The sequence below is a fragment of the Pseudonocardia alaniniphila genome, assembly GCF_022524485.1.
In the GTDB taxonomy this organism is placed as follows: domain Bacteria; phylum Actinomycetota; class Actinomycetes; order Mycobacteriales; family Pseudonocardiaceae; genus Pseudonocardia; species Pseudonocardia alaniniphila.
The window spans coordinates 131,735-158,010 of record NZ_JAKXMK010000007.1; the positions used below are offsets into that span (position 1 = coordinate 131,735).

Genomic DNA, 26,276 nt, shown 5'->3' on the forward strand with positions numbered 1-26,276 from the left:
GGACGGGAGGGGCGATGACTACACCAGCGGTGGAAGCGGTGCTTGCGGAGCACGCTGAGCTGGAGCTGCGGCTCGCCGACCCGGACGTCCACGCCGACGCGGCCACGGCACGCAAGCTCGGCCGTCGCTACTCGCAGATCGGCCCGATCGTCGCCGTCGCGCGTGAGCTGGCCTCGGTCCGCGAGGACGAGGCCGCGGCGCGTGAGCTCGCGGCCGAGGACCAGAGCTTCGCAGCCGAGGCCGACACGCTGGCCGCCCGGATCCCGGCGCTGGAGCGCCGCCTGGCAGAGCTGCTCGTGCCGCGCGACCCCCACAACGGCGACGACATCGTGCTCGAGGTGAAGTCCGGCGAAGGCGGCGAGGAGTCGGCGCTGTTCGCGGGCGACCTCGTACGGATGTACCTGCGCTATGCCGAGCGCCGCGGCTGGGCCACCGAGATTCTCGATGCCGTGCCGTCCGACCTGGGCGGATACAAGGACATCACGCTCTCGGTCCGGTCCCGCACACCGGAGGCCGACGGCGTCTGGTCGGCGCTGAAGTTCGAGGGTGGTGTCCACCGCGTGCAGCGCGTGCCGGTCACCGAGTCGCAGGGCCGTGTGCACACGTCCGCTGCCGGCGTGCTCGTCTACCCGGACACCGGCGACGACGCTGCCGTCGAGGTCGACGAGAACGACCTCCGCATCGACGTGTTCCGGTCCTCTGGCCACGGCGGGCAGAGCGTCAACACCACCGACTCGGCCGTGCGGATCACGCATCTGCCCACCGGCATCGTCGTGAGCTGCCAGAACGAGCGGTCGCAGCTCCAGAACCGGGCGCGCGCGATGGAGGTGCTGCGGTCGCGGCTGCAGGCGCTCGCCGAAGCGGAGGCCGCGGCCCAGGCCTCGGCTGATCGACGGTCGCAGGTGCGCACGGTCGACCGGTCCGAGCGGATCCGCACCTACAACTACCCGGAGAGCCGGATCTCCGACCACCGTGTCGGCTACAAGGCCCACAATCTCGCCGCCGTCCTCGACGGCGATCTCGACGATCTCTTGGCCGCGCTCGCGGCGGCCGAGCGCGCGGAGGCGGTGGGCGCGTGAGGTCGCGGTCCACCACGGCCCACCCGCAACCAGGGGGAAGGGGCGGGGCGTGACCAGGCAACCGTTGCGGCTGGCGATTCTGGAGGCCGAGCGCACGCTCGCCGCTGCGGGGATCGACTCGCCGCGCGTCGATGCCGAGCTGCTCGCCGCCCACGTCGTCGGCGTCGACCGGGGCCGGTTGCTCCTCCAGCCGCTCGTGGACCCACCGGTGGTGGAGGAGCTGCGGCAGCTCGTGGAGCGGCGAGCCGCCCGCGAACCGCTGCAGCACCTGCTCGGCACGGCGGTCCTGGGTCCGGTCACCGTTGCGGTCGGACCCGGCGTGTTCACCCCACGTCCCGAGACCGAGCTGCTGCTCGAATGGGGCCTGCAAGCGATCGCCGGTATCCCGTCTCCGCTGGTGGTGGACCTGTGTACGGGGTCGGCCGCGCTCGCGCTCGGTGTGGTCGCGTGCCGTCCGGACGCCGTGGTGCACGCCGTCGAGGCCGATTCCGTCGCGCTGACGTGGGCACAGCGCAACATCTCCGCCCACGTGAACGCCGGTGGCGCCCCGGTCACGCTGCACGCGGCCGACGTCCGCTGGACCGACCTGCTCGTCGAGCTCGAGTCACACGTCGACCTGGTGTTGTGCAACCCGCCCTACGTTCCCGACGGCACGCCGTTGCCCCCCGAGGTGGCCGGCTGGGACCCACCGGACGCCCTGTACGGCGGACCCGACGGTCTGGAGATCATCCGCGCGGTCATCGCCGCATCGGCGGGGCTGCTGCGCTACGGCGGCTGCCTCGCCATCGAGCACGACGACACCCACGGCGAGGTCGTGCCCGCGCTGCTGCGCCGTCGCCGGGTGCTCACCGACGTCGAGGAGCACCACGACCTCGCAGGTCGTCCCCGTTTCGCTACCGCGCGGCGCCGCAGCGTCGGCGCCTCGTAGGCTCCGGTCGTGGCAACCACCTACGACTGCAGCGACCCGGACGCCCGCGTCGAGGGACTCGCCGCCGCAGCCCGCACCGTACGACGCGGCCGGCTGGTCGTGCTCCCCACCGACACCGTCTACGGGATCGGCTGCGACGCGTTCAGCAGCACCGCCGTGCGCTCACTGCTCGCGGCGAAGAGGCGTGGCCCGGACATGCCCGTGCCGGTGCTCGTCGGCTCCTGGTCCACCATCGACGGGCTGGTGCTCGGAGTGCCGAAGACGGCGCGTGACCTGATCGAGGCGTTCTGGCCGGGCGGCTTGTCGATCGTGCTCCCGCACGCACCGTCGCTCGACTGGGACCTCGGGTCCACCAAGGGCACCGTGATGCTGCGGATGCCGCTGCACCCCGTGGCGCTCGAACTGCTGCGCGATGTCGGCCCCATGGCCGTGTCCAGCGCGAACGTCTCGGGCTCGGCGCCCGCGGCCTCGGCAGCCGAGGCGCAGGCCCAGCTGGGCGACTCCGTTGCCGTCTACCTCGACGGCGGGCCGTCCGGTGAGCCCATCGCCTCCACGGTGGTCGACCTCACGGGCGACGACCCGCGGGTGCTGCGCGAGGGCGCTGTCAGCACGGCTGCTGTGGCCGAGGTGCTCGGCCGCGAGGTCATCACGGTGTAGCCGCCGGCCGGCCCTCCTCCTGGCGGAGGCCGACCATCGTGGCCAGCCGCTCCACGGCGTCGTCGAAGTAGCGCGCGCGGTCGTCCACCACGTTGTTCGTGTGGCCGAAGAGCTCGAAGCTGATCAGTCCGAACAACGCCGTCCAGGCCAGCACCATCCGGGCCGCCAGCGACGAGTTCGGCTCCTCGATCGGCAGCCCGACGCTGACGGCGAGGCCGGGTGTGAGTGTCGCGTCGGCGCCGGTCGCGTCCGCGGCGGGATCGACCACGCCCGAGTCCACCCCGTCGGCGATCACCCGGCTCAGCACCACCCCGACGCGTGCCGCCGGGCCGATGGTGGACTCCGGTGCCGCGTATCCGGGCACCGGCGAGCCGTAGACCAGGGCGTACTCATGGGGATGGGCCAGCGCCCACTCCCGTGTCGCAGTGCAGACGGACCTGAAGCGGGCGCGGAGGTCGCTGCGCGGTACGGCGCGCTCGGCCTCCTCGGCGTCGGCGCCGAGCGCGTCGTAGGCGTCGACGATCAGGGTGGTGAGCAGTTCGTCGCGGCTGGGGAAGTACCGGTAGACGGCGGAGGAAGCCATGCCGAGCTCGCGGGCGACGGCCCGTAGCGAGAGCGCGGCGGCGCCGTCGGAGGCGAGGTGCCGACGGGCCACGTCGACGATCTCGCGAGTCAGTTCGGCGCGCACGCGGGCGCGGGTACCGGCAGCGACCATGGGGGGAGTCTGACATGGTTTACAGAGCATCGGCAACAAGTGTGAACAGTGCTCTTGGTGCCGGGATGGGCTGACAGACCGGTCCGGGTACCGTTGTCAAGCGTGAGCGAGCGCAGCCAGCAGAGCCCTGAGCAGCACACCCCGTTCTGGGGCCCGGACTTCGACGCGTTGCAGCACCAGGATCCCGAGATCGCGGGAGTGGTGCTCGACGAGCTGAGCCGGTTGCGCGGCGGACTGCAGCTCATCGCGAGCGAGAACCTCACGAGCCCCGCGGTGCTCGCCGCCCTCGGCTCGACGCTCTCCAACAAGTACGCCGAGGGGTACCCCGGCCGGCGCTACTACGGTGGCTGCGAGGTCGTCGACCGCGCGGAGGAGATCGGCAACGCCCGCACCCGCGAGCTGTTCGGTGCCGACCACGTCAACCTGCAGCCGCACTCCGGCGCATCGGCGAACTTCGCGGTGTACGCGGCTTTCACGCAGCCCGGCGACACCGTGCTCGCGATGGACCTCAAGCAGGGTGGCCACCTCACCCACGGCAGCAAGGTCAGCTTCTCCGGCAAGTGGTTCAACGCCGTGTCCTACACGGTGCGCGAGGACTCGGAGCTGATCGACTACGACCAGGTGCGCGACCTGGCCCGCGAGCACCAGCCGAAGATGATCATCGCAGGCGCCACGGCGTACCCGCGGCTGATCGACTTCGCCGCTTTCCGGGAGATCGCCGACGAGGTGGGCGCGAAGCTCATGGTCGACGCCGCCCACTTCATCGGCCTGGTGGCAGGCAAGGCGATCCCGTCCCCGGTTCCGTTCGCCGACGTGGTCACGGCCACCACGCACAAGGTGCTGCGCGGCCCGCGCGGGGGCATGATCCTCGCTCGTGCCGAGCACGCGAAGGCGATCGACAAGGCCGTCTTCCCGTTCTCCCAGGGCGGTCCGCTCATGCACGCCATCGCCGCGAAGGCCGTGGCCATGAAGGAGGCGGCGCAGCCGGAGTACCAGGCGTACGCCGCGCAGGTGATCGCCAACGCGCAGGCCCTGGCCAAGAGCCTCGAGGCGGAGGGCATGCGTGCCGTCTCCGGCGGCACCGACACCCACCTGGCGCTGGTCGACCTGCGGCCCATCGGTGTCACGGGCGACCAGGCCGAGACCCGTTGTGACGCCGCACGGATCACGCTCAACAAGAACGCCATCCCGTACGACCCCGCCCCGCCGCTGAAGCCGTCGGGTCTGCGGGTGGGCTCGCCGAGCGTCACCACGCAGGGGATGGTCGAGTCCGACATGGCGGAGATCGGCGCCCTGCTGGGCCGCGCCGTGCGGGCCGAGCACGGCACCCCGGCGGGCGACGCCGAGCTGGCCGACGTAGCCGAGGCGGTCAGCACCCTGGTGGCGCGCGCTCCCGCGTACCCGCGGCCCTGATCCCCGCCGGCTGCCCGGGAAGATCGTCGTGGTCCCCACGTTCGTCCTGCCGATCCGGGAGTACCTCCTCACGGGGTTGACGGCGGCCGTGGTCACGTTCCTGCTCGTCGGCCCGGTGCGGGTGCTCGCGCTCCGCTTGGGCGCCGTCGCGTGGCCGCGGGGGCGAGACGTCCACGTCACGCCCACCCCCCGCTGGGGTGGGCTGGCCATGCTCGGCGGCGTGCTCGCCGGCGTCGGGATGGCCTACCAGCTGCCCGCGCTGCGCCTCGCGTTCGACAACAACGCCTACGAGATGGTCGGCGTCTTCGGCGCCGCCGTGCTGCTCGCCGCCGTCGGTGCACTCGACGACCGCTACGAGCTCGACGCGCTCACGAAGTTCGCCGGTCAGACCACCGCGGCCGGCATACTGGTGATCTTCGGCGTGCAGTGGACCGTGTTCTACGTCCCGTGGGGTGGCGGTGGCACTGGCGTCTCCGGGTCGCTCTTGATCCTCGGCCAGGAACAGGGCGTGGTCCTGACCGTGCTGGTCACGGTGGCGCTCGTGAACGCGATGAACTTCGTCGACGGTCTCGACGGGCTGGCGTCGGGCATCGGCCTGATCGCCGCCGCGGCCACGGGCCTGTTCGCCATCGGGCTGGTGCAGCGGGTGGGCAACGACCCGTCCGCGTACTCGCCCGCTCTCATCGCGGCCGTGCTCGCCGGGGCGTGCCTCGGTTTCCTGCCCCACAACTTCAACCCTGCCCGGATCTTCATGGGCGACTCGGGGTCGATGCTCATCGGTCTGCTGCTCGCCGCCGCCACCACGAGCGCCTCCGGGAAGATCTCGATCATCGGTGCCGACGGGAGCGATGTGCTGGCGTTGTTCGCGCCGCTCTTCGTGCTCGCGGCGGTGGTGTTCGTCCCGCTGCTTGACCTGCTCATGGCGGTGGTCCGGCGCACGCGCAAGGGCATGAGCCCGTTCTCGCCCGACAAGATGCACCTGCATCACCGGCTGCTCGAGATCGGCCACAGCCAGCGGCGCGCGGTGCTCCTGATCTACCTCTGGGCCGGAGTGCTGGCGTTCGGGGCGGTGGCGCTGGCGCTGATCGACGACCCGTTCATCGTGTTGTGGGCGGTGGGGATCGGCCTGGTAGTGGCCGTGCTCGCCACCGCGATTCCGAGAGTGAGGGCCAGATGACCGATCCCGATCCACCGGTGAAGGACGCTCCACACGTCGCGTCCGTGTTGAAGCTCGCGGCCGCGATGCAGCGCAACGCCGTGATCCTGGCGGTGATCGTCGCAGTGGCGTCGATCGTCGTGGCTACGCTGATGCGCGGAACGTCGGGGGCGATCGGTGCGGTGGTCGGCTCGGTCGTCGCCGGTGGCCTGGGCTGGCTCGGCACCTTCGTGATGTCGAGGACGGCCAGGGCAGCGCCTGCCGGAGTCATGATCGGCGCCATGACCGCCTTCACCGGCAAGGTCGGTTTCCTGCTGGTGTTCCTGCTGTTGTTCCGGGGCACCACGCTGTTCGACAACCAGGCTTTCGCGTTCACCATGCTCGCCGTGACCGCGGCGTGGATCATCGGCGAGGTCGTCGGCTTCGTGCGAACGCGCATCCCGGCCGTGGATCTCTGAGTGTCACCGGATCGAGTGACAGCGTGGTGTGACCGGAATCTCTCTGAGTCGCCGGTCACTCCCCGTTAAGGTTCTACACGCGATAGAGCCACGTCGGCGTCGCTTCCGGGACACCGGAGCGGGCGTCGACGCGACGGGGGCCGTCCGCCGAGGTCATCCCTGGTAAACCAGCGCTAACTCTCCTGATATGGTCCTCTGCGATGGAGCCGGGCCAGTCGCGTGGAGGCGGCAAGCAACCGCCGCCCCCGGGCGATGCTTGGACCGCTCTGTCCTACCTGCTGTCCGGATTCTTCCTGTTCGGGGGGATCGGATGGGGGTTGGACGCACTGTTGGGTACCCGAGCGTTCACGCCGATCGGACTGCTGTTCGGCGGGGCGGCCTCGATGTACTTGATCTACATCAGGTACGTTAAGTCCTGATCGTCACGATTCTGCCGACCCGGGCCACCCGGTCGACGGAACCGGAAGGAGCATTGGGTGACCATCCTGGCCACCGCCCCACCACCTCCAGGCCCCAATCCGGGCTTCGAGTCACCGGGTGTCGCCGACTTCCAGCTACCGCCGATCTTCGGGCCTGTCACGAAGCCGGTACTGGAACTCGTACTCGCAGCGATCATCGTGTTCGCGTTCTTCATGTACACGGTGCGGGGCGGAGCCCAGCTCGTCCCGAGCAAACGGCAGTTCCTCGGCGAGTCCTTCCACGGCATCGTGCGGAACACCATCGCGCGCGACAACATCGGGCCGGAGTTCCTGAAGTTCGTCCCGTTCCTCACCACGCTGTTCGCCTTCATCCTGGTGAACAACCTGTTCGGGATCGTGCCGTTCATCCAGTTCCCCACCTTCGCGCACCCCGGCATGCCGTACGCGCTCGCCGGCGTGGTCTGGCTGCTCTACAACTACGTCGGACTTCGCAAGCACGGTTTCGTCGGCTACATGCGGGTGTCGACGTGGCCGCCGGATGTGCCGTGGTGGGTGCGCATCATCCTCACGCCGATCGAGTTCCTCTCGAACATCCTGCTGCGGCCCGTCACGCTGTCGCTGCGACTCTTCGGCAACATGTTCGCCGGCCACCTGTTGCTGCTGGTGTTCATCCTCGGCGGTGAGTACATGCTGGTGTACTCCCAGTCGATCGTTCTCCAGATCCTCTCCCCGGCCGCGTTCGCGCTCGGCATCGTGTTCACGCTCTTCGAGGCCTTCATCCAGGTCGTGCAGGCCTACATCTTCACGATCCTCACGGCCTCGTACCTCGGCGCGGTACTCGCCGACGACCACTAGGTCGCCCCGCTCCCACGAACTGACGGGTCCGCGGGACGTACCGCGGACCGGACGGAAGGAAAAGTTCAATGATCACCGGCAACCTGAACGTCATCGGGTACGGCCTCTCCGCCATCGGCCCGGGTATCGGCGTCGGCATCGTCTTCTCCGCATTCATCAACGGTGTCGCCCGCCAGCCGGAGGCCCGCGGCCAGCTGCAGGGCATCGCGTTCATCGGCTTCGCCCTCTCCGAGGCGCTCGCCATCCTGGGCCTCGTGCTCGCGTTCGCGTTCTAGTCACACGTCGAGCGCCCACAAGGCGAGGAGACACATCTCATGACATATGTGATCGCTGCGGAGGGGCCGAGCCCGCTCGCTCCCCATCCGGTCGAGATCATCGTCGGCCTCATCGCGTTCTTCCTGCTCTACTGGCTGCTGCGGAAGTACGCATTCCCGCAGTTCGAACAGGTCTACGCCGAGCGCAAGGACAAGATCGAGGGCGGGCTGAAGCGGGCCGAGGAGGTCCAGCAGCAGGCCGACGAGCTCAAGCGGCAGTACGAGGAGCAGCTCGCCGGGCTGCGGGCCGAGGCCGCCCGGATTCGCGACGACGCACGCGCCGAGGGCCAGCAGATCAAGGCCGAGCTGCGGGCGCAGGCCGAGGAAGAGGCCGCGCGCATCCGTCAGCGGGCCGATGAGCAGATCGTCGCGCAGCGCGAGCAGGTCGTGCGCCAGCTCCGCGGCGAGATCGGCGGCCTGTCCGTGCAGCTGGCGGAACGCATCATCGGTGCGTCCCTCGCCGACGACGCACGTCGGTCGGCCACGATCGACGCGTTCCTCGCCGAGGTCGACGGTCTTGCGGATCGTCGTGAGACCACCCCGGCGGGCGGGGCGAGCTGATGGCCGCCGTCCTGCAGGCGGCCAGCCGGGAGTCGCTGGCTGCGGCGATGCAGCGGCTCAACGCCTACGTGGACACCGCCGACGCCCCTGCGTTGAACACGATGGGCGACGAGCTGTTCGCGTTCGCCCGGCTCATTGCCACCGAGCGGCCGCTGCGGCGCGTCCTCGCCGACCCGTCCACGCCGGAGCAGGCCCGGGTCGGGCTCGTCGGGCAGGTGCTCGGCGGGAAGCTGGGAACGCCCACGCTCGACTTCGTCAAGGGGCTCGTGACCTCCCGCTGGTCGCAGTCGTCCGACCTGGTCGAGGCGGCTGAGGCGCTCGCCCGCCAGGCCACGCTCGCCGTGGCCGAGAAGGACAGCACTCTCGACAACGTCGAGGACGAGCTGTTCCGGTTCGGCCGGATCCTCGACCGCGAGCCGCAGCTGAACACGCTGCTCTCCGAGGAGAGCACGCCGGCCGAGGGACGCCTCCGCCTGCTGGAGCAGGTGCTCGGCAACCGGGTCTCCCCGGTCGCCGTGGCGCTGCTGCGCCAGACCGTGCGTCTGCTCCGCAGCAGGCACCTGGATGTGGTGGCCGAAGAGCTGGCGGAGCTGGCTGCGGCGCGCCGCGACCGGTCGGTCGCGCGGGTCACCGCACCGATCGCGCTCAGCAGCCAACAGGAGCAGAAGCTCACCGACTCGTTGAGCCGGCTCTACGGGCGGCCGATCTCCCTGCAGATCGAGCTGGACGAGAGCCTGCTGGGCGGACTGGTCGTGCAGGTCGGCGGCGAGGTCATCGACGGCAGCGTCGCGGGCAAGCTGGCCGCCGCCCGCCGCGCACTGCCGAGCTGACCGCCGGCCCAGAGACTGTTTAACCGACCGAGATGAAGGAACAGACGACAGCCATGACAGAGCTGACGATCTCCTCCGAGGAGATCCGGAGTGCGATCTCCAGCTACGTCTCCTCGCTGGAGACGGAGACGTCCCGCGAAGAGGTGGGGCACGTCTCCGACGCCGGCGACGGCATCGCCCACGTCGAGGGCCTGGCCTCGGCGATGACGAACGAGCTCCTCGAGTTCCACGGTGGTGTGCTCGGTGTCGCCCTGAACCTCGACGTCCACGAGATCGGCGCGGTGATCCTGGGCGACTACGCCCACATCGAGGAGGGCCAGCCGGTCAAGCGCACCGGCAACATCCTCTCCGTGCCGGTCGGCGACAACTTCCTCGGCCGCGTCGTCGACGCGCTGGGCAACCCCCTCGATGGGCTCGGTGACATCGAGGCCGAGTCGCAGCGTGTGCTGGAGCTGCAGGCCGCATCGGTGATGGAGCGGCAGAGCGTCAGCGAGCCGCTGCAGACCGGCATCAAGGCGATCGACGCCATGACGCCGATCGGGCGCGGCCAGCGCCAGCTCATCATCGGCGACCGCAAGACCGGCAAGACGGCGGTCTGTGTCGACACGATCATCAACCAGAAGCAGAACTGGGCCACCGGCGACCCGAAGCAGCAGGTGCGCTGCATCTACGTCGCGGTCGGGCAGAAGGGCTCCACGATCGCCGGCATCCGGCAGTCGCTGGAGGACGCGGGCGCGCTGGAGTACACGACGATCGTCGCGTCCCCGGCCAACGACCCGGCAGGCTACAAGTGGATCGCTCCCTACACCGGGTCCGCGCTCGGACAGCACTGGATGTACCAGGGCAAGCACGTCCTGATCGTCTTCGACGACCTGTCCAAGCAGGCCGAGGCCTACCGCGCGATCTCGCTGCTGCTGCGCCGTCCGCCGGGCCGTGAGGCCTACCCCGGTGACGTCTTCTACTTGCACTCCCGCCTGCTGGAGCGTTGCGCGAAGCTCTCCGACGACCTGGGCGCCGGATCGATGACCGGCCTGCCGATCATCGAGACCAAGGCCAACGACGTGTCCGCCTACATCCCCACCAACGTCATCTCGATCACCGACGGCCAGGTGTTCCTGGAGTCCGACCTGTTCAACCAGGGCGTCCGGCCGGCGATCAACGTCGGTATCTCGGTCTCCCGCGTCGGTGGTTCGGCGCAGGTCCGCGCGATGCGCCAGGTGTCGGGCTCACTGCGGCTCGACCTGTCGCAGTACCGCGAGCTGGAGGCGTTCGCGGCCTTCGGCTCCGACCTGGACGCGGCGTCCGCAGCGGCACTGGGCCGAGGCGCCCGCCTCGTGGAGCTGCTCAAGCAGCCGCAGTACCAGCCGCAGGCCGTGGAGGACCAGGTCGTCTCGATCTTCCTGGGCACGCGCGGACACCTCGACTCGGTGCCGGTGGGCGACATCCGCCGCTTCGAGCAGGACTTCCTCGACCACGTTCGGCGCAACCACGAGGGTATCGTCGGCGAGATCCGTGACACCGGGAAGCTGTCCGACGAGCTCGCCGAGCGCATCACCGAGGTCGTGAAGGAGTTCAAGCAGTCCTTCACCGCGTCGGATGGTTCCTCTGTGGCACCGAAGGAAGCTGCGGCCGAGGCGCTCGACGAGGACGAGGTCGACCGCGAGACGGTCAAGGTCAACAAGCCCGCTCCGTCCGGCAGCTCCTCAGAGTAGGCGGAGAACGACAATGGCGGCACAGATTCGCGTGCTGCGGCGGCGGATCCGGTCGACGCAGTCCATCAAGAAGATCACTCGTGCCATGGAGCTGATCGCGACCTCTCGCATCGCCAAGGCACGCGCCAGAGTGGAAGAGGCCAAGCCGTACGCCGAGCAGATGACGGCGGTGCTCACCGAGCTGGCCAACAACTCGGCGCTCGACCACCCGCTTCTCGTCGAGCGGGAGAACGCCAAGCGCGCCGCGGTCCTGGTGGTCACCAGCGACCGCGGGCAGGCCGGCGGCTACAACGCCAACGTGCTCAAGGAGGCGGAGCAGCTTCAGTCGCTGCTGCGTGAGCAGGGCAAGGAGCCGGTGCTCTACGTCATCGGCCGCAAGGGCGTGAACTACTTCCGGTTCCGCCGCCGCGAGGTCGAGGCCTCCTGGACCGGGTTCTCCGAGCAGCCGCGCTACGCGAATGCGGCAGAGGTTGCCCGCACGCTCGTCGCAGCGTTCATGGCCGGCGCCGGCAACGGTGGCGCCGACCAGGCCGCGGAGAACACCAACGGTGCCGACGCGGAGAACGCCGCCGCTGACGTGCAGGCGGTCGACGAGCTGCACCTCGTGTACACGCAGTTCAAGAACATGGTCACGCAGACGCCGCAGGCGCGGCGGATGGCGCCGATGGAGGTCGAGTACGCCGGTAGCGAGACCGAGCGGCTCGTCGAGGGCGAGACCATCGGCCGCACGGCGGAGGACACCGCGGTCCAGGCCGCGACCGAGGTCCGCTCGCTGTACGAGTTCGAGCCCGACGCCGACACACTGTTCGATGCGCTGCTGCCCAAGTACGTCGGGGCCCGGCTGTTCGCGGCGCTGCTCGAGTCGGCGGCTTCGGAGTCGGCGGCCCGTCAGCGGGCCATGAAGGCCGCTACGGACAACGCGAACGAACTGATCCGTACCCTGACGCTGGAGGCCAACCAGGCTCGTCAGGCTCAGATCACCCAGGAGATCAGTGAGATCGTCGGTGGCGCCGACGCTCTCGTCAGCGCAGGAAGTGAGAACTGATGACCGCCACCGCTGATACCGGCACCCCATCCGCGTCGACCCAGGGCAGGACCGGGCGGGTCGTGCGGGTCACCGGCCCGGTCGTCGACGTCGAGTTCCCGCGCAACGAGGTACCGGAGCTCTACACCGCGCTCACGGTCGACGTGAAGATCGGTGAGCTCGACCGGACGCTGACCCTGGAGATCGCCCAGCACCTCGGTGACAACCTGGTGCGTGCCATCTCCATGCAGCCCACTGACGGCCTGGTCCGCGGCCAGGAGGTCACCGACCTCGGCCGTCCGATCTCGGTGCCGGTCGGCGACCAGGTCAAGGGGCACGTGTTCAACGCGCTCGGTGAGTGCCTGGACAAGCCCGACCTGAAGATCACAGGCGACCTGTGGGGCATTCACCGCCCGGCGCCCTCCTTCGACAAGCTCGAGGGCCGCACCGAGATGCTGGAGACCGGCATCAAGGTGATCGACCTGCTCACCCCGTACGTGCAGGGCGGCAAGATCGGCCTGTTCGGCGGTGCGGGCGTCGGCAAGACGGTGCTCATCCAGGAGATGATCACCCGTGTCGCCAAGAACTTCGGTGGTACGTCGGTGTTCGCCGGCGTCGGTGAGCGCACCCGTGAGGGCAACGACCTCATCACGGAGATGACCGAGTCCGGCGTCATCAACGACACCGCCCTGGTCTTCGGGCAGATGGACGAGCCTCCGGGCACGCGTATGCGGGTGGCCCTGTCTGCGCTCACCATGGCGGAGTACTTCCGCGACGAGCAGGACCAGGACGTGCTGCTCTTCATCGACAACATCTTCCGGTTCACGCAGGCGGGCTCCGAGGTCTCCACGCTGCTCGGCCGCATGCCGTCCGCGGTGGGGTACCAGCCCACCCTGGCCGACGAGATGGGCGAGCTGCAGGAGCGCATCACCTCCACCCGTGGTCGGTCGATCACGTCGATGCAGGCGATCTACGTGCCCGCCGACGACTACACCGACCCGGCGCCCGCCACCACGTTCGCGCACCTCGACGCCACCACGGAGCTCTCCCGGCCGATCTCCCAGAAGGGGATCTACCCGGCCGTGGACCCACTGACGTCGACGTCCCGGATCCTCGACCCGCAGTACATCGGCGAGGAGCACTTCCGGGTCGCCAACGAGGTGAAGCGAATCCTGCAGAAGTACTCCGACCTGCAGGACATCATCGCGATCCTCGGTATCGACGAGCTCTCCGAGGAGGACCGCCAGCTCGTGGGCCGCGCGCGGCGCATCGAGCGGTTCCTCTCGCAGAACCTGCTGGTCGCCGAGCAGTTCACCGGCCAGCCGGGCTCCACGGTGCCGCTCAAGGAGACCATCGAGGCCTTCGACAAGATCGCCAAGGGAGAGTTCGACGACGTCCCGGAGCAGGCGTTCTTCCTCTGCGGCGGCCTCGAGGACCTCGACAAGAACCGCAAGAAGCTCGAGGGCTGATCAGTGGCTCCAGCACGAGCGAGGAGTACGCATTGGCCGAGATGAGAGTCGAGCTGGTCGCCGTCGAGCGCCGGATCTGGTCGGGTGACGCCAACTTCGTGCTCGCCCGTACCACCGTCGGCGAGATCGGCGTGCTGCCCGGGCACGAGCCCACGCTCGCGCAGCTGGAGGAGGCCGGCATCGTGCGCATCGACGGCACGGACGGCAGTTCCACCACGCTCGCGGTGCACGGCGGCTTCCTCTCGATCACACCGGAGAGCGTCACGGTGCTGGCCGAGTTCGCCGAGAGGGCCGAGGAGATCGACGTAGCGCGGGCCCGCGCCGCGCTGGACCGGGCGAACACGTCCGAGCCAGACGGTGCGGCTGCCGCGGCGCGGGCAAACGTGCGGCTGAAAGCCGCCGGCGCGGCCGAGTAGCAGGAGCCGCGTTGGGGGCGATGGCGCTGGGCGTCGGCATCCTGCTGCTGATCGCCTGCCTCGGCCTCACGTACCTGGCTGTTCGGCGTGTACGACTCATGCGGGGCGGTGGCGTGGACGTGTTCCTACGCCGCCGCCCCGCTGCCGGTTCCTGGGCCGGGTCCGGTGACGGAGCCGGATGGCACTTCGGTGTCGGGCGCTATCAGGGCAACCAGCTCGCCTGGTTCCGCCTGACGTCCTTCCGACCCGGCCCCACGGTGTTCGTCGACCGCACGGACCTGGAGATCGTGGACCGGCGCACCCCGTCGAGCACCGAGGTCTACCTTCTCCCGCCGTCGGCGTCTGTGCTGCGTTGCCGCGTGCGCGGCACAGAACTGGAAATCGCGATGGCCCAGGGCGTCCTCACGGGCTTCCTGTCATGGCTCGAGGCCACACCGCCCGGCCGTACGGGCTACCGCCAGGCCTCCTAAGCCTCGTAGGCGTGTGGCTGCTGTGCGCCCGGTTACCGGCTGTCGGCTGAGCCGCCCTGCGGCCCGCCCGGCTGCCACAGCACGTCACCGTCCGGGTTGGCCGCTCTGCCGAGGATGAACAGCAGGTCGGAGAGCCGGTTGAGGTACTTCGCCGTGAGCGGGTTGGTGTGCTCGGCGTCGACCTCGAGCAGGGCCCAGACCGAGCGTTCGGCCCGCCGGGCGACCGTCCGGGCGACGTGCAGATACGCCGCACCCGGGGTGCCGCCCGGAAGGATGAACGAGTCGAGCTTCGGCAGCCCCTCGTTGAACTCGTCGCACCAGCCCTCCAGCCGGGCGATGTAGTCCTCGGTGATGCGCAGCGGAGGGTATTGCGGATTCTCGACGACCGGGGAGCACAGGTCGGCACCCACGTCGAACAGGTCGTTCTGTACCTGGCTCAGTGGAACCAGCAGCTCGTCGGTGAGCCCGCCGACCGTGACGGCGACGCCGATCGCGGCGTTGCACTCGTCGGTGTCGGCATAGGCAGCGAGCCGCACGTCGGTCTTGCGCACACGGCTGAAGTCGCCGAGCGCGGTGGTGCCGTCGTCGCCGGTCTTCGTGTAGATCCTGGTCAGGTGCACCGCCATGAACGCAGCTTAGTTCGCGCCGCCGCAGCGCCGTGCCGTCATGCGGCTGTCATGCGTTGGCCCCGGAGTCGACGAGCAGCGCCGCGCCGGTGATCGTGCGCCCGTCGTCGCCTGCCAGGTGGGCGACGGTGGCCGCGACGTCGTCGGGGGACTGGTACCGGCCGAGCGCGGTCTGCGCACGCTGGGCGTCGGCATGGGGTGAGTCGGCCGGGTTCATGTCGGTGTCGGTCGAGCCGGGGTGCACCAGGTTGACCGTTATCCCGCGGGGGCCGAGCTCACGGGCGAGCCCCCGGGTGAGGCCGGTGAGTGCCGATTTGGTCATCGCGTAGAGCGTGATGCCGGGACGGCCCACGAACTCGGCCAGGTTGCTGCCGATGTTGATGATCCGCCCACCCGGGCCGAGGTGCGGGGATGCCGCCTGCGCGGCGACGAAGGCGGCCCGGACGTGCACGGCGATGGCTCGGTCGAGCTCGTCGGCGTCGACCTTCTCGAACGGGCCGAAGGGAAAGACCCCCGCGTTGTTGACGAGCACGTCCAGGCGCCCGAGCTGTTCGACGGTCGCGTCGACGGCGCTCGTGACGGCTGTGGGGTCGGCGCTGTCCGCGTGGATCGCGACACCGCGCCGACCCAGGCCCTCGATCTCGCGCACCACCGCCGCGGCGCGCTCCGGCGAGCTCACGTAGGTGAGAGCGACGTCGGCGCCGTCGCGGGCCAGCCGCAGTGCGATCGCGGCACCGATACCGCGGCTGCCGCCGGTCACCAGCGCCACCCGGCCGCTGAGGTCGCTCATCCTCGTCTCCATTCTGTAGCGATTGATAAATAAGTCTGACGCGTGCGGGCGAGGGCGGTCAAGGGGTATTTTGAGGGATCGCTACAGAAAGGGTGCCGATGACGGAGCGAGGGCGTCCCCGCGGCTTCGACCGGGCCGAGGCGCTCCACCGCGCGATGGAGGTGTTCTGGGAGCACGGCTACGACGGCACGTCCATCGGCGAGCTGACCGTTGCGATGGGGATCCGCCCGCCGAGCCTGTACGCGGCGTTCGGGAGCAAGGAGGCCCTGTTCCGCGAGGCCGTGGCGCTCTACGAGGAGCAGGAGGGCGATCCGACGCTCCGGGCGATGTGCGACGCGCCCACCGCTGCGGCCGGCGTCGAGGCACTCCTGCGGGCCAACGTGCTCGCCTACACCGACCCGGACAAGCCGACCGGCTGCATGATCGTGCTGGCCGCCACCACGTACACGCCCAGCACGGCAGGGATCCGCGACTTCCTCGCCGAGCAGCGCCGGGCGGCCACGGCGGCGGTGCGTGACCGGCTCGCCAAGGGCCAGGCCGACGGGGACGTGCCGCCCGGCGCGGACATCGACGCGTTGGCAGCGTATGTGAGCACCGTGCAGTTCGGGATGTCGCTGCAGGCGCGTGACGGCGCCACCCGCGAGGAGCTGTCCGCCGTGGTGAACCGGGCGATGGTCGCCGTCGAGCACCTGGTACGGCCGACCGCGTAGCGCTCGGGGCCACCGGATAGCGTCGGCGTTCGTGGCAGAGCATTTCGCGGTCAACGGGGGCGCCCGGCTCGCCGGCGCCGTCGACGTGGTCGGAGCGAAGAACAGCGTGCTGAAGCTGATGGCGGCGGCGCTGTTGGCGGAGGGCACCACGACGCTCCGCAACTGTCCGGAGATCCTCGATGTCCCACTCATGGCCGACGTGCTGCGCAGCCTCGGCTGCACCGTCACCGTCAAGGGGGACACGGTCACCATCGACGTCCCGGCGGAGCCGGGCGCGCAGGCCGACTACCGGTCGGTGTCGAAGCTGCGGGCGTCGGTGTGCGTGCTCGGTCCGCTCGTCGCCCGGTGCCGCCGGGCGATCGTGCCGCTCCCGGGTGGTGACGCCATCGGCTCCCGCCCGCTCGACATGCATCAGGCCGGTCTGCGCAAGCTCGGCGCCACCACCGAGATCGAGCACGGGCGCGTGGTCGCCCAGGCCGACGAACTGCGCGGGGCGCAGATCTGGCTCGACTTCCCCAGCGTCGGCGCCACCGAGAACATCCTGATGGCCGCCGTGCTCGCCGACGGCACCACGGTGATCGACAACGCGGCCCGCGAGCCGGAGATCGTCGACCTGTGCACGATGCTCCAGCAGATGGGCGCCAAGATCGACGGCGTCGGCACCTCCACGCTCAGCGTGCTCGGCGTCTCCGGTCTGCAGCCCGCCGAGCACCGCGTGATCGGCGACCGCATCGTCGGCGCCACCTGGGCGTTCGCCGCGGCGATGACTCGCGGCGAGGTGACGGTGCGCGGCGTGGACCCCCACCACATCGACCTGGTGCTCGACAAGCTGCGCACCGCGGGCGCCGACACCGTGGTCGGCACCGAGGAGTTCACCGTCCGGATGGACCAGCGCCCCACGGCCGTCGACTTCGTGACGCTGCCCTTTCCGGGGTTCGCCACCGACCTCCAGCCGATGGCGATCGCGCTGTCCGCTGTCGCCGAGGGCACCTCGATGATCACGGAGAACGTGTTCGAGGCCCGGTTCCGGTTCGTCGACGAGATGGTGCGGCTCGGCGCGGACGCACGCACCGACGGCCACCACGCCGTGGTGCGGGGCGTCGACCGGCTCTCGAGCGCGCCCGTGTGGGCCAGCGACATCCGGGCCGGAGCGGGGCTCGTGCTCGCCGCGCTGTGTGCCGACGGGCAGACCGAGGTGTGGGACGTCGAGCACATCGACCGCGGTTACCCGCGGTTCGTCGAGAACCTGCGTGGACTCGGTGCCGACATCCAGCGCGTCGAGGGCGAACCGAACCGGTAGCCACCCAGGGTCGAACCGGGGGTCATCCCCACCCCGGTTCAGGGCGCTGCCCGGATGGGTCGGGCGGGCCTGTCGCACCAGGCTGTGATGGTGATCAGCGACTGGCTCGGTTCCTTCTTCGCAATGATCGACGCACTGCCCGCGTGGCAGCTCTACGGCGTCGTCGGCCTGATGCTCGTGATGGAGACGTCGGTGCTGATCGGGCTCGTCACGCCAGGGGAGGTGGTCCTGCTCGCGGCGGCCACCACGGTAGGCAGTGCCGGTGAGTACGTGGCGCTGGCCGGCGTCGCGGCGGCCGCGAGCATGGTCGGGCAGGGCGGCGGCTACCTGCTCGGCAGGCAGTTCGGTCCGCGGATCAGGCTGAGCCGGCCCGGCCAATGGATCGGGGAGCACAACTGGGTGCGCGCCGAGGCGGTGTTGCGGGGCGGCACCGGGCGCGCGATCGCCGGCTCACGGTTCCTCGCGGTGGCGCACTCGCTGGTGCCCGTGCTGGCCGGGACGCTGCGCATGCCCGTGCGCCGGTTCGCGCTCTACACGGCGCTCGGAGCCGTGTTGTGGGGCGTGGTCTACGTCGGGCTGGGCAGCGCGGCCTCGGCGGCGCTGCGACACGCGGCCCACCTCGTCGGGCCGACCGTGACGGGGGTGGCGGTCGCCGCGGTGCTCGCCGTGCTGGTCGTCCGGGCGGTGCGCAAGCGGCGCGCGGAGTCCGCCGCCCGCGCGTCGCTGCTCCAGGGAACGGGAGAGCAGCCGGTGACCCGCGTGCGATAGCGGGCCGTGTAACGCAGGTGGGTCACGACGGCGGCGCGGATGGAGTAGTAGCCGCTGCGCCGAGACCGCTTCCGTGCGACGGTGCGCCCGTCCAACGGAGAGGATCAACCATGACGAGCGCCGCCGAGTCGACGAGCCGATCCGCCCGCCAGGCCGCGAACAACCGGGCCGTGAAGATCGGCGCGCGGCTGGGCATCGGCGCGTACGGCGTCACCCACGTCCTGATCGCGGTGCTGGCCCTGCAGGTGGCGTTCGGCAACAGAGGGGAACGGGCCGACCAGGCCGGCGCGTTCCAGGACCTCGCGCAGCAGCCGTTCGGTCGGGTGCTGCTGTGGGTGGTGGTCATCGGATTCGTCGCCGTGGTGCTGTGGCGGCTCGAACAGGCGATCTGGGGCTTCGCATACGAGTCCGACCGTACGAAGAAGCTCCGCAATCGCGTGACGAGCGCCGCCAATGCGGTGGTCTTCGCGGTACTGGCGGCGCTGGCCGCGACGACGGCAGCGGGAAGCGGCGGCGGTGGCGGTGGCGGACAGGGGCCTACCGCGGGGGTGCTCGGGCTGCCCGGCGGGCAGCTCATCGTCGGCGCGGTCGGGATCGGGATCGTCGTGGTGGGCGCGGTCAAGATCGTCGAGGGAGGCCAGAAGAAGTTCCTCGAGGACATGAGCCTGCCGGCGAGCACTGCCCAACGTGCGACGGTGGAACGCACCGGGCAGGTCGGCTCGGTCGCCAAGGGAATCACGATCGCGCTCATCGGGGTGCTGGTAGTGGTCGCGGCGGTCCGGTTCCGGCCCGAGGAGGCATCCGGGCTGGACGTCGCACTCAAGACGCTGGCCGCTCAGCCGTTCGGGCCCTATCTGTTGGCCGTGATCGCAATCGGGCTCGCCGCCTACGGTGTCTTCTGCTTCTTCGACGCGCGTTACCACCGCGTCTGAACCGGAATGATCGCTGCGAGATCAGCAGATTCGCCCTCACGAGGGCGGAAACCCGGATCTCGCAACGATCTCACCGGGGTCAGTCCAGCGCGCCCCGGCTCAGCACGACGCGCGCATTCACCGCGTCGGAGTGAAACACCAGCAGCCGGTAGCTCCCGCCCGTCCGGCCGATGGTGGCGCGGATGCCTGCGCCGTCGAGGCGGGACCGGAGCACCTGGGCGGCCGACTCCGTGGGGACGCGGGAGACCTCCTCGAGCAGCCCGTCGCCGGTGGGGTCGTCGGGGTCGGGGATGTGCGGGGCCGGCTGGTTGCGTCCCGTGCCGAACGTCCAGCGGAGAGCGAGAAGGAGCACGATCATCATCACCAGGGCGCCGACGAGGGCGACGACCGGTGCACCGTCGAGCATGCCGGACATTGTGCGCCTCTGACGCCGCGAGCGCGCCCTCGCAGAGCTGGATCGATACGACCCGACTATCAGGTGTGATGCCGCTCCGTCCAGCCCGCTTGAAAAGCTACGCGCCAGTAGGCTGAGTGGGTCCGCAGGCCGGATCCACGACGCGGAGGTGTCCGGTGCCTTACCCGACCGACCGTGAGCGCGACCGTCCCTGGGTGATCAGGACCTACGCGGGCCACTCCTCCGCCGAGCGGTCCAACGAGCTCTACCGGCGCAACCTGGCCAAGGGCCAGACGGGCCTGTCGGTGGCGTTCGACCTGCCGACGCAGACCGGCTACGACCCCGACGACGAGCTGGCCAGGGGCGAGGTCGGCAAGGTGGGCGTGCCGGTGAGCCACATCGGGGACATGCGCGCGCTGTTCCGCGACATCCCGATGGGCGAGGCCAACACCTCGATGACGATCAACGCGCCTGCCATGTGGCTGCTCGCGCTCTACGTGGCCGTGGCCGAGGAGCACGGGGCCGACCGCGGGACCCTGGCGGGCACCACGCAGAACGACATCGTCAAGGAGTACCTCTCGCGCGGGACGTACGTGTTCCCGCCCGCGCCGAGCCTGCGCCTGATCACCGACATGATCGCCTGGTCGGTCGCCAACATCCCGAAGTGGAACCCGATCAACATCTGCAGCTACCACCTGCAGGAGGCCGGGGCTACCCCGCCCCAGGAGCTCGCCTACGCGCTCTCCACGGCGATCGCGGTGCTCGACGCCGTGCGCGACTCCGGCCAGGTTCCGCAGGAGAAGTTCGGCAACGTGGTCGCACGCATCTCCTTCTTCGTCAACGCGGGCCTGCGGTTCGTCGAGGAGATGTGCAAGATGCGGGCGCTCGCCCAGCTCTGGGACGAGATCACGCAGGAGCGCTACGGCGTGCAGGATCCCAAGCAGCGGCGTCTGCGCTACGGCGTGCAGGTCAACTCGCTGGGGCTCACCGAGGCCCAGCCGGAGAACAACGTCCAGCGGATCGTGCTGGAGATGCTCGCCGTCACCCTGTCCCGCGGGGCCCGGGCGCGCGCGATCCAGCTCCCGGCCTGGAACGAGGCGCTGGGGCTGCCCCGGCCGTGGGACCAGCAGTGGGCGCTGCGCATGCAGCAGGTGCTGGCCTACGAGACCGACCTGCTGGAGTACGAGGACCTCTTCGACGGCAGCCGCGTGGTCGAGGCGAAGGTCGCCGAGCTCGTCGAGGGCGCTCGTGCCGAGATCGAGCGCGTGCAGGAGATGGGCGGGGCCGTCGCCGCCGTGGAGTCCGGCTACATGAAGGGCCGGCTGGTGAGCTCGCTGGCCGAGCGACGGCGTCGGATGGAGTCGGGCGAGGACGTCGTCGTCGGTGTGAACCGGTTCGACACCACCGAGCCCAGCCCGCTGCAGGCGGCCGGTGCCGCCGCGATCGAGACGGTCGACCCGGCCACGGAGGCCGCGGCCGTCGAGGCGATCCGGGCCTGGCGGGCCGGCCGCGACGCCGGTGCCGTCGAGAGCGCGCTGGCCGTCCTGCGGGATGCGGCCAAGACCGACACCAACCTGATGGACGTCTCGATCGCCTGTGCCAAGGCGGGGGTGACCACGGGGGAATGGGCAGGCGTCCTGCGTGAGGTGTTCGGTGAGTTCCGGGCTCCCACCGGGGTGTCGGGCGCGATGGCGGGCGGTGAGGCGTCCGCCGAGATCGCCGCCGTGCGCGAGCGCGTGCTGGCGGCGGGGGAGGCGATCGGCTCCCGGTTGCGGATGCTCGTGGGCAAGCCCGGGCTCGACGGCCATTCCAACGGCGCCGAACAGGTGGCCGTGCGTGCGCGCGACGTCGGCTTCGAGGTGATCTACCAGGGCATCCGGCTCACGCCCGCACAGATCGTGGCGGCCGCCGTGCAGGAGGACGTGCACGTCGTCGGGCTGTCGGTGCTGTCCGGCTCGCACCGGGAGGTGGTGCCGGCGGTGGTCGAGGGGCTGCGCGCGGCAGGTGCCGACGACGTGCCGGTGGTGGTCGGCGGCATCATCCCGCCCGAGGACGCGGCCGTGCTGCGGGAGCGCGGGGTCGCCGCGGTGTTCACGCCCAAGGATTTCCGGCTCACGGAGATGATGGACGAGATCGTGACACTGATTCGGAACGTTCATCAGCTGCCCGAGTGACACCTTTATCTGCGAATTGTCCGATTTGCCCCGACTGGCTTACTAAATCGTTACCGAACGAAGCGTTAATCGGTTGCTGATCACCCGATAGTGTGCATCAACCCGGGTGCCCGACCCCGAATCGGAGCGCCCGGAGCAGCAACGTGAGGTGGATGCATGCCGGTGCGCCGATGACGGCCCCCAGCGACGTACCCGGCTCGGCGGTCCACGCTGAGCCCGAGGCCGTCACGGTGGGCATGGGAACAACGATTCAGGGACGGTCGCTCGGTGCGATCGCATGGCGGCGACTACGCCGCGACAAGGTCGCGCTGGGCGGCGCGGCCGTCATTGTGCTGCTGATACTCGTCGCGATCTTCGCGCCGCTCATCGTCGCACTGTTCGGGCATCCGCCGCTCGACTTCCACTACGAGAAGATCGATCCCGATCTCCAGGTGGCCAACGGGCCACTCGGCGGGATCAGCCACGACTTCCTCTTCGGCGTCGAGCCCGTGAACGGTCGGGACATCTTCAGCCGGGTCGTCTACGGCTCGCGGATCTCCCTGCTCATCGCATTCCTCGCCACCCTGCTTGCGGTGCTGATCGGCGCCGTGCTCGGCGTGGTGGCCGGCTACTTCGGTGGCTGGGTCGACACGCTGATCAGCCGGACGATGGACGTGTTCCTGGCGTTCCCGATCCTGTTGTTCGCTCTCGCCCTGGCCGGGATCATCCCGGACCGCGCCTTCGGCCTGGAGGGCGACGCCCTGCGCATCGCGCTCGTCGTGGCGATCATCGGCTTCTCCAGTTGGCCCTACATCGGCCGCATCATCCGAGGCCAGGCGCTCTCGCTGCGCGAGCGTGAGTTCGTCGACGCCGCGCGCAGCCTGGGCGCCCGCAGCCCGCGGATCCTGTTCACCGAGATGATGCCCAACCTGGTGGCGCCGATTCTCGTCTACGCGACGCTGCTCATTCCCACGAACATCCTGTTCGAGGCCGCCCTGTCCTTTCTCGGGGTCGGTATCAGGCCGCCCACCCCGAGCTGGGGCGGAATGTTGTCGGACGCGACGCACTGGTTCCAGATCGCTCCGAACTTCATGCTGTTCCCCGGGCTCGCCATCTTCGTGACGGTGCTCGCCTTCAATCTGTTCGGCGACGGCCTCCGCGACGCGCTCGATCCGCGGTCGCGGTAATTCATTCCATTTCCCGGCACCACCGGGACCTCCCCCATGAGAAGTAGGCGGAAAGCGTGAGAAGTAGGAGAGTGGCGGCGGCCGCGGTCATCGCGGTCGCGGCCCTGGCCCTGGCGGCCTGCGGAGGCGGTAACGCGGGCGGGAGCTCGTCGAGCAGTGGTGGCAAGGACGCCGGCGGCGTGCACAACGTCTCGGACGTCACGGGCGGCACCATCCGGTACGCGAACGGCGGTGACTGGGACTCGCTGGACCCGGCCGACACGTACTACTCGTACTCCTGGAACTTCGCCCGCCTGTACGTCCGCGCGCTGGTGATGTTCAAGTCGGCGCCGGGCAAGGAGGGCGCCACGCTCGTGCCCGACCTCGCGGAGTCGCTCGGCAAGCCCAGCGACGACTCGAAGACGTGGACCTACACGCTGCGACAGGGCGTGAAGTTCGAGGACGGCACGCCGGTCACCAGCAAGGACGTGAAGTACGCGGTCGAGCGGTCTCTGGACAAGACGACCTTCCCGAACGGGCCGACCTACTTCAACGACTACCTCGACCTGCAGGGCTACACCAGCCCGTACGCGGACTCCGACCCGAACAAGCTCGGGCTGAAGGCGATCGACACCCCGGACGACCGCACCATCGTCTTCCACCTGAAGCAGCCCTTCAGCGGGTTCGACTACTTCGCCCAGATGCCGAGCACCGCACCGGTGCCCGTCGCGAAGGACACGGGGTCGAAGTACAAGGAGCACGTGGTCTCCACGGGCCCGTACATGTTCGAGACCAACGAGCTCGGCAAGAGCTTCTCGCTGGTGCGCAACCCGAACTGGGACCAGGCGACCGATCCGAACCGCAAGCCGTTGCCCGACCGCGTCGAGGTGGCGCTCAACGTCAACGCCGACGACATCGACAACCGGCTGCAGTCCGGTGACCTCGACGTCGCGATCGAGGGCACCGGTGTCGGGCCGTCGGCCCAGGGCAAGATCCTGGCCGACCAGACGCTCAAGGCGAACACCGACTCGGCCCTGAACGCCCGCCTCTGGTACACCGCGCTGAACCCCGACGTCGCGCCGCTCGACAACATCCACTGCCGCCGCGCGGTCGAGTACGCGACCGACAAGACCGGCTACCAGCGCGCGTACGGCGGCTCCACCGGCGGTGACATCGCGAGCAACCTGCTGCCTCCGGTGATCGCCGGTGCCCAGCAGTTCGACCCGTACCCCACCCCGGGCAACGCCGGTGACGTGGCGAAGGCCAAGGACGAGCTCGCCCAGTGCGGCCAGCCGAACGGATTCACCACGGGAATCTCCTACCGGACGGAGCGGCCGAAGGAGAAGGCCACGGCCGAGGCGCTGCAGCAGTCGCTCGCGAAGGTCGGCATCAACCTGGAGATCAAGCCCTACCCGCTCACCGACTACGGCAAGCTCTACGCGGGCAAGCCCGACTTCGCGAAGGCCAACAACCTCGGCCTGATCGTCTACGGATGGGCCGCCGACTGGCCCGACGGCTACGGCTTCCTCGCGCAGATCACCGACAGCCGGGTGATCCGCCCCACCGGCGGCAACAGCAACTTCGGTGTCAAGGACCCCGAGGTCGACGCGATGCTCGACAAGGCGGTGACCACCACCGACACCGCCGCGCGCGAGAGCATGTGGGTCGACATCGACAAGAAGGTCATGGACGACGCGTACATCGTGCCGGGCATCTGGGCCAAGGGGCTGCTCTACCGGCCGAAGAACCTGACCAACGTGTTCATCACCGACGGCTACCAGATGTACGACTACCTGGCGCTGGGCACCACCCGCAAATAGGTGCTCCCCGGCGTATCGACCTGAGGTAGGTGAAGGCACGTGGTGTGCCGGTGGTCCGCACCTGACCGGTGTGGGCCACCGGCCACCCAGCCGTAAGTGATGGCCATCTACATCGTGCGGCGGCTGGTCGCGGCGGTGATCCTGCTGCTGATCGTCACGGCCGCCGTGTTCGCGATCTTCTTCCTGGTGCCACGGATCGCCGGCGCCACTCCCGAGGATCTCGCGTCGCGCTACGTCGGCAAGACCGCCGACGCGGCGGCGATCCACGAGATCGCGGTGAAGCTCGGGTTCACGGACCCGATCTGGGTGCAGTACGGCCGGTTCCTGAAGGGCCTGGTGGCGGGTGCTGACTACAGCACCGGCCCGACCACCGTGCACTGCCCGGCTCCCTGCTTCGGGTACTCCTTCCTGACCCAGAACCCGGTGCTGCCCGACCTGCTCGACCGGCTACCCGTGACGCTGTCGCTCGCCGCGGGCGCCGCCTTCATCTGGGTGGTCGCCGGTGTCGCCACCGGCGTGGTGTCGGCGCTGCGGCCCGGCAGCATCTTCGACAGGGCCGCGATGGGCGTTGCGCTCGCCGGGGTGTCGCTGCCGATCTTCTTCACGGGGCTGCTGTCCCTGGCGGTCTTCAGCTACGCCCTCGGCATCACCGCGCCCGGCGGCAGCTACGTGCCGATCGAGGAGAACCCGCTGGAGTGGGGATATGACCTGCTCCTGCCGTGGATCACGCTGGCGTTCCTCTACGCCGCCGGGTACGCGCGGCTGACCAGGGCCGGGATGCTCGACACGATGGGCGAGGACTTCATCCGCACCGCCCGCGCGAAGGGCCTCCCGGAGCGGACGGTCGTGGTCAAGCACGGCCTGCGGTCGGCCCTCACCCCGATCCTGACGATCTTCGGGCTCGACCTCGGGCTGCTCCTGGGCGGGGCGATCCTCACCGAGAGCACCTACTCGCTGCCCGGGATCGGCAAGTACTCGGTGGACGCCGTGGTCAACAACGACCTGCCCAAGGTGCTCGGCGTCGTGATGATCGGGAGCATCTTCATCATCCTCGCCAACCTGGTGGTGGACCTGTGCTACGCCGTCGTCGACCCACGGGTGCGGTACTCGTGACTCTCGACGCAGCGATACCCGCGGAGGC

The 26,276-nt window shown here is 69.7% G+C and carries 27 protein-coding genes; 23 read left to right on the forward strand and 4 right to left on the reverse strand.

The window, feature by feature from the left end; genetic code table 11:
- Positions 1–14: 14 nt before the first annotated feature.
- From prfA to MMF94_RS09045, 3 genes are read left to right on the forward strand one after another with little or no spacing between them, the layout of a single operon-like run.
- Positions 15–1,079: a peptide chain release factor 1 gene (prfA, locus tag MMF94_RS09035; protein WP_241035852.1), complete on the forward strand. Its 1,065-nt coding sequence runs from the start codon at positions 15–17 to the stop codon at positions 1,077–1,079.
- Positions 1,080–1,128: 49 nt separating this feature from the next.
- Entirely contained in the window at positions 1,129–2,007 is an 879-nt protein-coding gene (gene prmC / locus MMF94_RS09040) for a peptide chain release factor N(5)-glutamine methyltransferase (RefSeq protein ID WP_241035853.1), read from the forward strand.
- Between the two features lie 9 nt (positions 2,008–2,016).
- Complete coding sequence (locus MMF94_RS09045) at positions 2,017–2,664, forward strand: L-threonylcarbamoyladenylate synthase (protein ID WP_241035854.1); 648 nt, start codon at positions 2,017–2,019, stop codon at positions 2,662–2,664.
- Here MMF94_RS09045 and MMF94_RS09050 read toward each other — a convergent pair.
- Positions 2,654–3,379 carry a TetR/AcrR family transcriptional regulator gene (locus MMF94_RS09050; RefSeq protein WP_241035855.1) on the reverse strand — a complete coding sequence of 242 codons (726 nt, stop codon included), beginning with the start codon at positions 3,377–3,379 and terminating at the stop codon, positions 2,654–2,656. The genes MMF94_RS09045 and MMF94_RS09050 overlap by 11 nt on opposite strands.
- Positions 3,380–3,481: 102 nt before the next feature.
- Between MMF94_RS09050 and MMF94_RS09055 the strand changes: the two genes are divergently transcribed.
- The 12 genes from MMF94_RS09055 to MMF94_RS09110 all read left to right on the forward strand — a co-directional run bounded on the left by MMF94_RS09055 (position 3,482) and on the right by MMF94_RS09110 (position 14,476).
- Positions 3,482–4,792, forward strand: coding sequence for a serine hydroxymethyltransferase (locus MMF94_RS09055; protein ID WP_241035856.1), 1,311 nt, complete (start codon positions 3,482–3,484; stop codon positions 4,790–4,792).
- A 28-nt stretch (positions 4,793–4,820) separates the two neighbouring features.
- Positions 4,821–5,969, forward strand: coding sequence for a glycosyltransferase family 4 protein (locus tag MMF94_RS09060; RefSeq protein WP_241035857.1), 1,149 nt, complete (start codon positions 4,821–4,823; stop codon positions 5,967–5,969).
- The gene (locus tag MMF94_RS09065; RefSeq protein ID WP_241035858.1) at positions 5,966–6,406 is read left to right on the forward strand and encodes a Cg1360 family ATP-synthase-associated protein; all 441 of its coding nucleotides are present in this window, start codon (positions 5,966–5,968) and stop codon (positions 6,404–6,406) included. Before MMF94_RS09060 ends, MMF94_RS09065 begins: the two co-directional genes overlap by 4 nt.
- 476 nt (positions 6,407–6,882) lie before the next feature.
- The gene (gene atpB, locus MMF94_RS09070; protein ID WP_241035859.1) at positions 6,883–7,680 is read left to right on the forward strand and encodes a F0F1 ATP synthase subunit A; all 798 of its coding nucleotides are present in this window, start codon (positions 6,883–6,885) and stop codon (positions 7,678–7,680) included.
- Between the two features lie 68 nt (positions 7,681–7,748).
- Complete coding sequence (atpE, locus tag MMF94_RS09075; RefSeq protein ID WP_241035860.1) at positions 7,749–7,955, forward strand: ATP synthase F0 subunit C; 207 nt, start codon at positions 7,749–7,751, stop codon at positions 7,953–7,955.
- Between the two features lie 39 nt (positions 7,956–7,994).
- Positions 7,995–8,555, forward strand: a complete 561-nt coding sequence (locus tag MMF94_RS09080) for a F0F1 ATP synthase subunit B (RefSeq protein ID WP_241035861.1) — start codon at positions 7,995–7,997, stop codon at positions 8,553–8,555.
- Positions 8,555–9,385, forward strand: a complete 831-nt coding sequence (locus tag MMF94_RS09085; protein WP_241035862.1) for a F0F1 ATP synthase subunit delta — start codon at positions 8,555–8,557, stop codon at positions 9,383–9,385. The genes MMF94_RS09080 and MMF94_RS09085 overlap by 1 nt, the downstream gene beginning before the upstream one ends.
- Positions 9,386–9,438: 53 nt before the next feature.
- Positions 9,439–11,097 carry a F0F1 ATP synthase subunit alpha gene (atpA, locus tag MMF94_RS09090; RefSeq protein ID WP_241035863.1) on the forward strand — a complete coding sequence of 553 codons (1,659 nt, stop codon included), beginning with the start codon at positions 9,439–9,441 and terminating at the stop codon, positions 11,095–11,097.
- A 13-nt stretch (positions 11,098–11,110) separates the two neighbouring features.
- Positions 11,111–12,142 (forward strand): F0F1 ATP synthase subunit gamma, encoded by a 1,032-nt coding sequence (locus tag MMF94_RS09095; RefSeq protein ID WP_241035864.1) that lies wholly within the window; start codon positions 11,111–11,113, stop codon positions 12,140–12,142.
- Positions 12,142–13,590 carry a F0F1 ATP synthase subunit beta gene (atpD, locus tag MMF94_RS09100; protein ID WP_241035865.1) on the forward strand — a complete coding sequence of 483 codons (1,449 nt, stop codon included), beginning with the start codon at positions 12,142–12,144 and terminating at the stop codon, positions 13,588–13,590. Before MMF94_RS09095 ends, atpD begins: the two co-directional genes overlap by 1 nt.
- Before the next feature lie 32 nt (positions 13,591–13,622).
- Positions 13,623–14,006, forward strand: coding sequence for a F0F1 ATP synthase subunit epsilon (locus MMF94_RS09105; RefSeq protein WP_241035866.1), 384 nt, complete (start codon positions 13,623–13,625; stop codon positions 14,004–14,006).
- Positions 14,007–14,026: 20 nt separating this feature from the next.
- The gene (locus MMF94_RS09110; RefSeq protein WP_241036028.1) at positions 14,027–14,476 is read left to right on the forward strand and encodes a DUF2550 domain-containing protein; all 450 of its coding nucleotides are present in this window, start codon (positions 14,027–14,029) and stop codon (positions 14,474–14,476) included.
- 32 nt (positions 14,477–14,508) lie between these two features.
- Here MMF94_RS09110 and MMF94_RS09115 read toward each other — a convergent pair whose 3' ends face one another.
- Together MMF94_RS09115 and MMF94_RS09120 are read right to left on the reverse strand one after the other, a co-directional pair.
- Positions 14,509–15,102 (reverse strand): cob(I)yrinic acid a,c-diamide adenosyltransferase, encoded by a 594-nt coding sequence (locus tag MMF94_RS09115; RefSeq protein ID WP_241035867.1) that lies wholly within the window; start codon positions 15,100–15,102, stop codon positions 14,509–14,511.
- Positions 15,103–15,151: 49 nt separating this feature from the next.
- Positions 15,152–15,892, reverse strand: coding sequence for an SDR family NAD(P)-dependent oxidoreductase (locus tag MMF94_RS09120; RefSeq protein WP_241035868.1), 741 nt, complete (start codon positions 15,890–15,892; stop codon positions 15,152–15,154).
- A gap of 98 nt (positions 15,893–15,990) precedes the next feature.
- On the opposite strand from MMF94_RS09120, the gene MMF94_RS09125 reads away from it, so the two are divergent.
- The 4 genes from MMF94_RS09125 to MMF94_RS09140 all read left to right on the forward strand — a co-directional run bounded on the left by MMF94_RS09125 (position 15,991) and on the right by MMF94_RS09140 (position 19,602).
- On the forward strand, positions 15,991–16,602 hold the full coding sequence (locus tag MMF94_RS09125) for a TetR/AcrR family transcriptional regulator (RefSeq protein WP_241035869.1): 612 nt from the start codon (positions 15,991–15,993) through the stop codon (positions 16,600–16,602).
- Between the two features lie 31 nt (positions 16,603–16,633).
- Complete coding sequence (gene murA, locus MMF94_RS09130; RefSeq protein ID WP_241035870.1) at positions 16,634–17,902, forward strand: UDP-N-acetylglucosamine 1-carboxyvinyltransferase; 1,269 nt, start codon at positions 16,634–16,636, stop codon at positions 17,900–17,902.
- A 90-nt stretch (positions 17,903–17,992) separates the two neighbouring features.
- Positions 17,993–18,670, forward strand: coding sequence for a DedA family protein (locus MMF94_RS09135; protein WP_241035871.1), 678 nt, complete (start codon positions 17,993–17,995; stop codon positions 18,668–18,670).
- A gap of 110 nt (positions 18,671–18,780) precedes the next feature.
- Positions 18,781–19,602, forward strand: coding sequence for a DUF1206 domain-containing protein (locus MMF94_RS09140; protein WP_241035872.1), 822 nt, complete (start codon positions 18,781–18,783; stop codon positions 19,600–19,602).
- 79 nt (positions 19,603–19,681) lie between these two features.
- On the opposite strand, the gene MMF94_RS09145 is transcribed toward MMF94_RS09140, so the two are convergent.
- Positions 19,682–20,008 (reverse strand): hypothetical protein, encoded by a 327-nt coding sequence (locus MMF94_RS09145; RefSeq protein WP_241035873.1) that lies wholly within the window; start codon positions 20,006–20,008, stop codon positions 19,682–19,684.
- A gap of 164 nt (positions 20,009–20,172) precedes the next feature.
- Here MMF94_RS09145 and MMF94_RS09150 point away from each other — a divergent pair, with 164 nt between their 5' ends.
- From MMF94_RS09150 to MMF94_RS09165, 4 genes are all read left to right on the forward strand, one after another.
- Positions 20,173–22,170 carry a protein meaA gene (locus MMF94_RS09150; RefSeq protein WP_241035874.1) on the forward strand — a complete coding sequence of 666 codons (1,998 nt, stop codon included), beginning with the start codon at positions 20,173–20,175 and terminating at the stop codon, positions 22,168–22,170.
- Between the two features lie 170 nt (positions 22,171–22,340).
- Complete coding sequence (locus MMF94_RS09155; protein ID WP_241035875.1) at positions 22,341–23,336, forward strand: ABC transporter permease; 996 nt, start codon at positions 22,341–22,343, stop codon at positions 23,334–23,336.
- Between the two features lie 56 nt (positions 23,337–23,392).
- Complete coding sequence (locus MMF94_RS09160) at positions 23,393–25,135, forward strand: ABC transporter substrate-binding protein (protein ID WP_241035876.1); 1,743 nt, start codon at positions 23,393–23,395, stop codon at positions 25,133–25,135.
- A gap of 99 nt (positions 25,136–25,234) precedes the next feature.
- Positions 25,235–26,248, forward strand: a complete 1,014-nt coding sequence (locus MMF94_RS09165) for an ABC transporter permease (protein ID WP_241035877.1) — start codon at positions 25,235–25,237, stop codon at positions 26,246–26,248.
- Positions 26,249–26,276: the final 28 nt, after the last annotated feature.

What these genes read in the sequence shown, in the direction of transcription:
- prfA (WP_241035852.1), top strand. Translation starts at nt 15, where the DNA reads ATGACTACACCAGCGGTGGAAGCGGTGCTTGCGGAGCACGCTGAGCTG.
- MMF94_RS09050 (WP_241035855.1), bottom strand. Translation starts at nt 3,379, where the DNA reads ATGGTCGCTGCCGGTACCCGCGCCCGCGTGCGCGCCGAACTGACTCGC.
- MMF94_RS09065 (WP_241035858.1), top strand. Translation starts at nt 5,966, where the DNA reads ATGACCGATCCCGATCCACCGGTGAAGGACGCTCCACACGTCGCGTCC.
- atpE (WP_241035860.1), top strand. Translation starts at nt 7,749, where the DNA reads ATGATCACCGGCAACCTGAACGTCATCGGGTACGGCCTCTCCGCCATC.
- MMF94_RS09080 (WP_241035861.1), top strand. Translation starts at nt 7,995, where the DNA reads ATGACATATGTGATCGCTGCGGAGGGGCCGAGCCCGCTCGCTCCCCAT.
- MMF94_RS09085 (WP_241035862.1), top strand. Translation starts at nt 8,555, where the DNA reads ATGGCCGCCGTCCTGCAGGCGGCCAGCCGGGAGTCGCTGGCTGCGGCG.
- atpA (WP_241035863.1), top strand. Translation starts at nt 9,439, where the DNA reads ATGACAGAGCTGACGATCTCCTCCGAGGAGATCCGGAGTGCGATCTCC.
- MMF94_RS09095 (WP_241035864.1), top strand. Translation starts at nt 11,111, where the DNA reads ATGGCGGCACAGATTCGCGTGCTGCGGCGGCGGATCCGGTCGACGCAG.
- atpD (WP_241035865.1), top strand. Translation starts at nt 12,142, where the DNA reads ATGACCGCCACCGCTGATACCGGCACCCCATCCGCGTCGACCCAGGGC.
- MMF94_RS09110 (WP_241036028.1), top strand. Translation starts at nt 14,027, where the DNA reads ATGGCGCTGGGCGTCGGCATCCTGCTGCTGATCGCCTGCCTCGGCCTC.
- MMF94_RS09115 (WP_241035867.1), bottom strand. Translation starts at nt 15,102, where the DNA reads ATGGCGGTGCACCTGACCAGGATCTACACGAAGACCGGCGACGACGGC.
- MMF94_RS09120 (WP_241035868.1), bottom strand. Translation starts at nt 15,892, where the DNA reads ATGAGCGACCTCAGCGGCCGGGTGGCGCTGGTGACCGGCGGCAGCCGC.
- MMF94_RS09125 (WP_241035869.1), top strand. Translation starts at nt 15,991, where the DNA reads ATGACGGAGCGAGGGCGTCCCCGCGGCTTCGACCGGGCCGAGGCGCTC.
- MMF94_RS09140 (WP_241035872.1), top strand. Translation starts at nt 18,781, where the DNA reads ATGACGAGCGCCGCCGAGTCGACGAGCCGATCCGCCCGCCAGGCCGCG.
- MMF94_RS09145 (WP_241035873.1), bottom strand. Translation starts at nt 20,008, where the DNA reads ATGCTCGACGGTGCACCGGTCGTCGCCCTCGTCGGCGCCCTGGTGATG.
- MMF94_RS09155 (WP_241035875.1), top strand. Translation starts at nt 22,341, where the DNA reads ATGACGGCCCCCAGCGACGTACCCGGCTCGGCGGTCCACGCTGAGCCC.
- MMF94_RS09165 (WP_241035877.1), top strand. Translation starts at nt 25,235, where the DNA reads ATGGCCATCTACATCGTGCGGCGGCTGGTCGCGGCGGTGATCCTGCTG.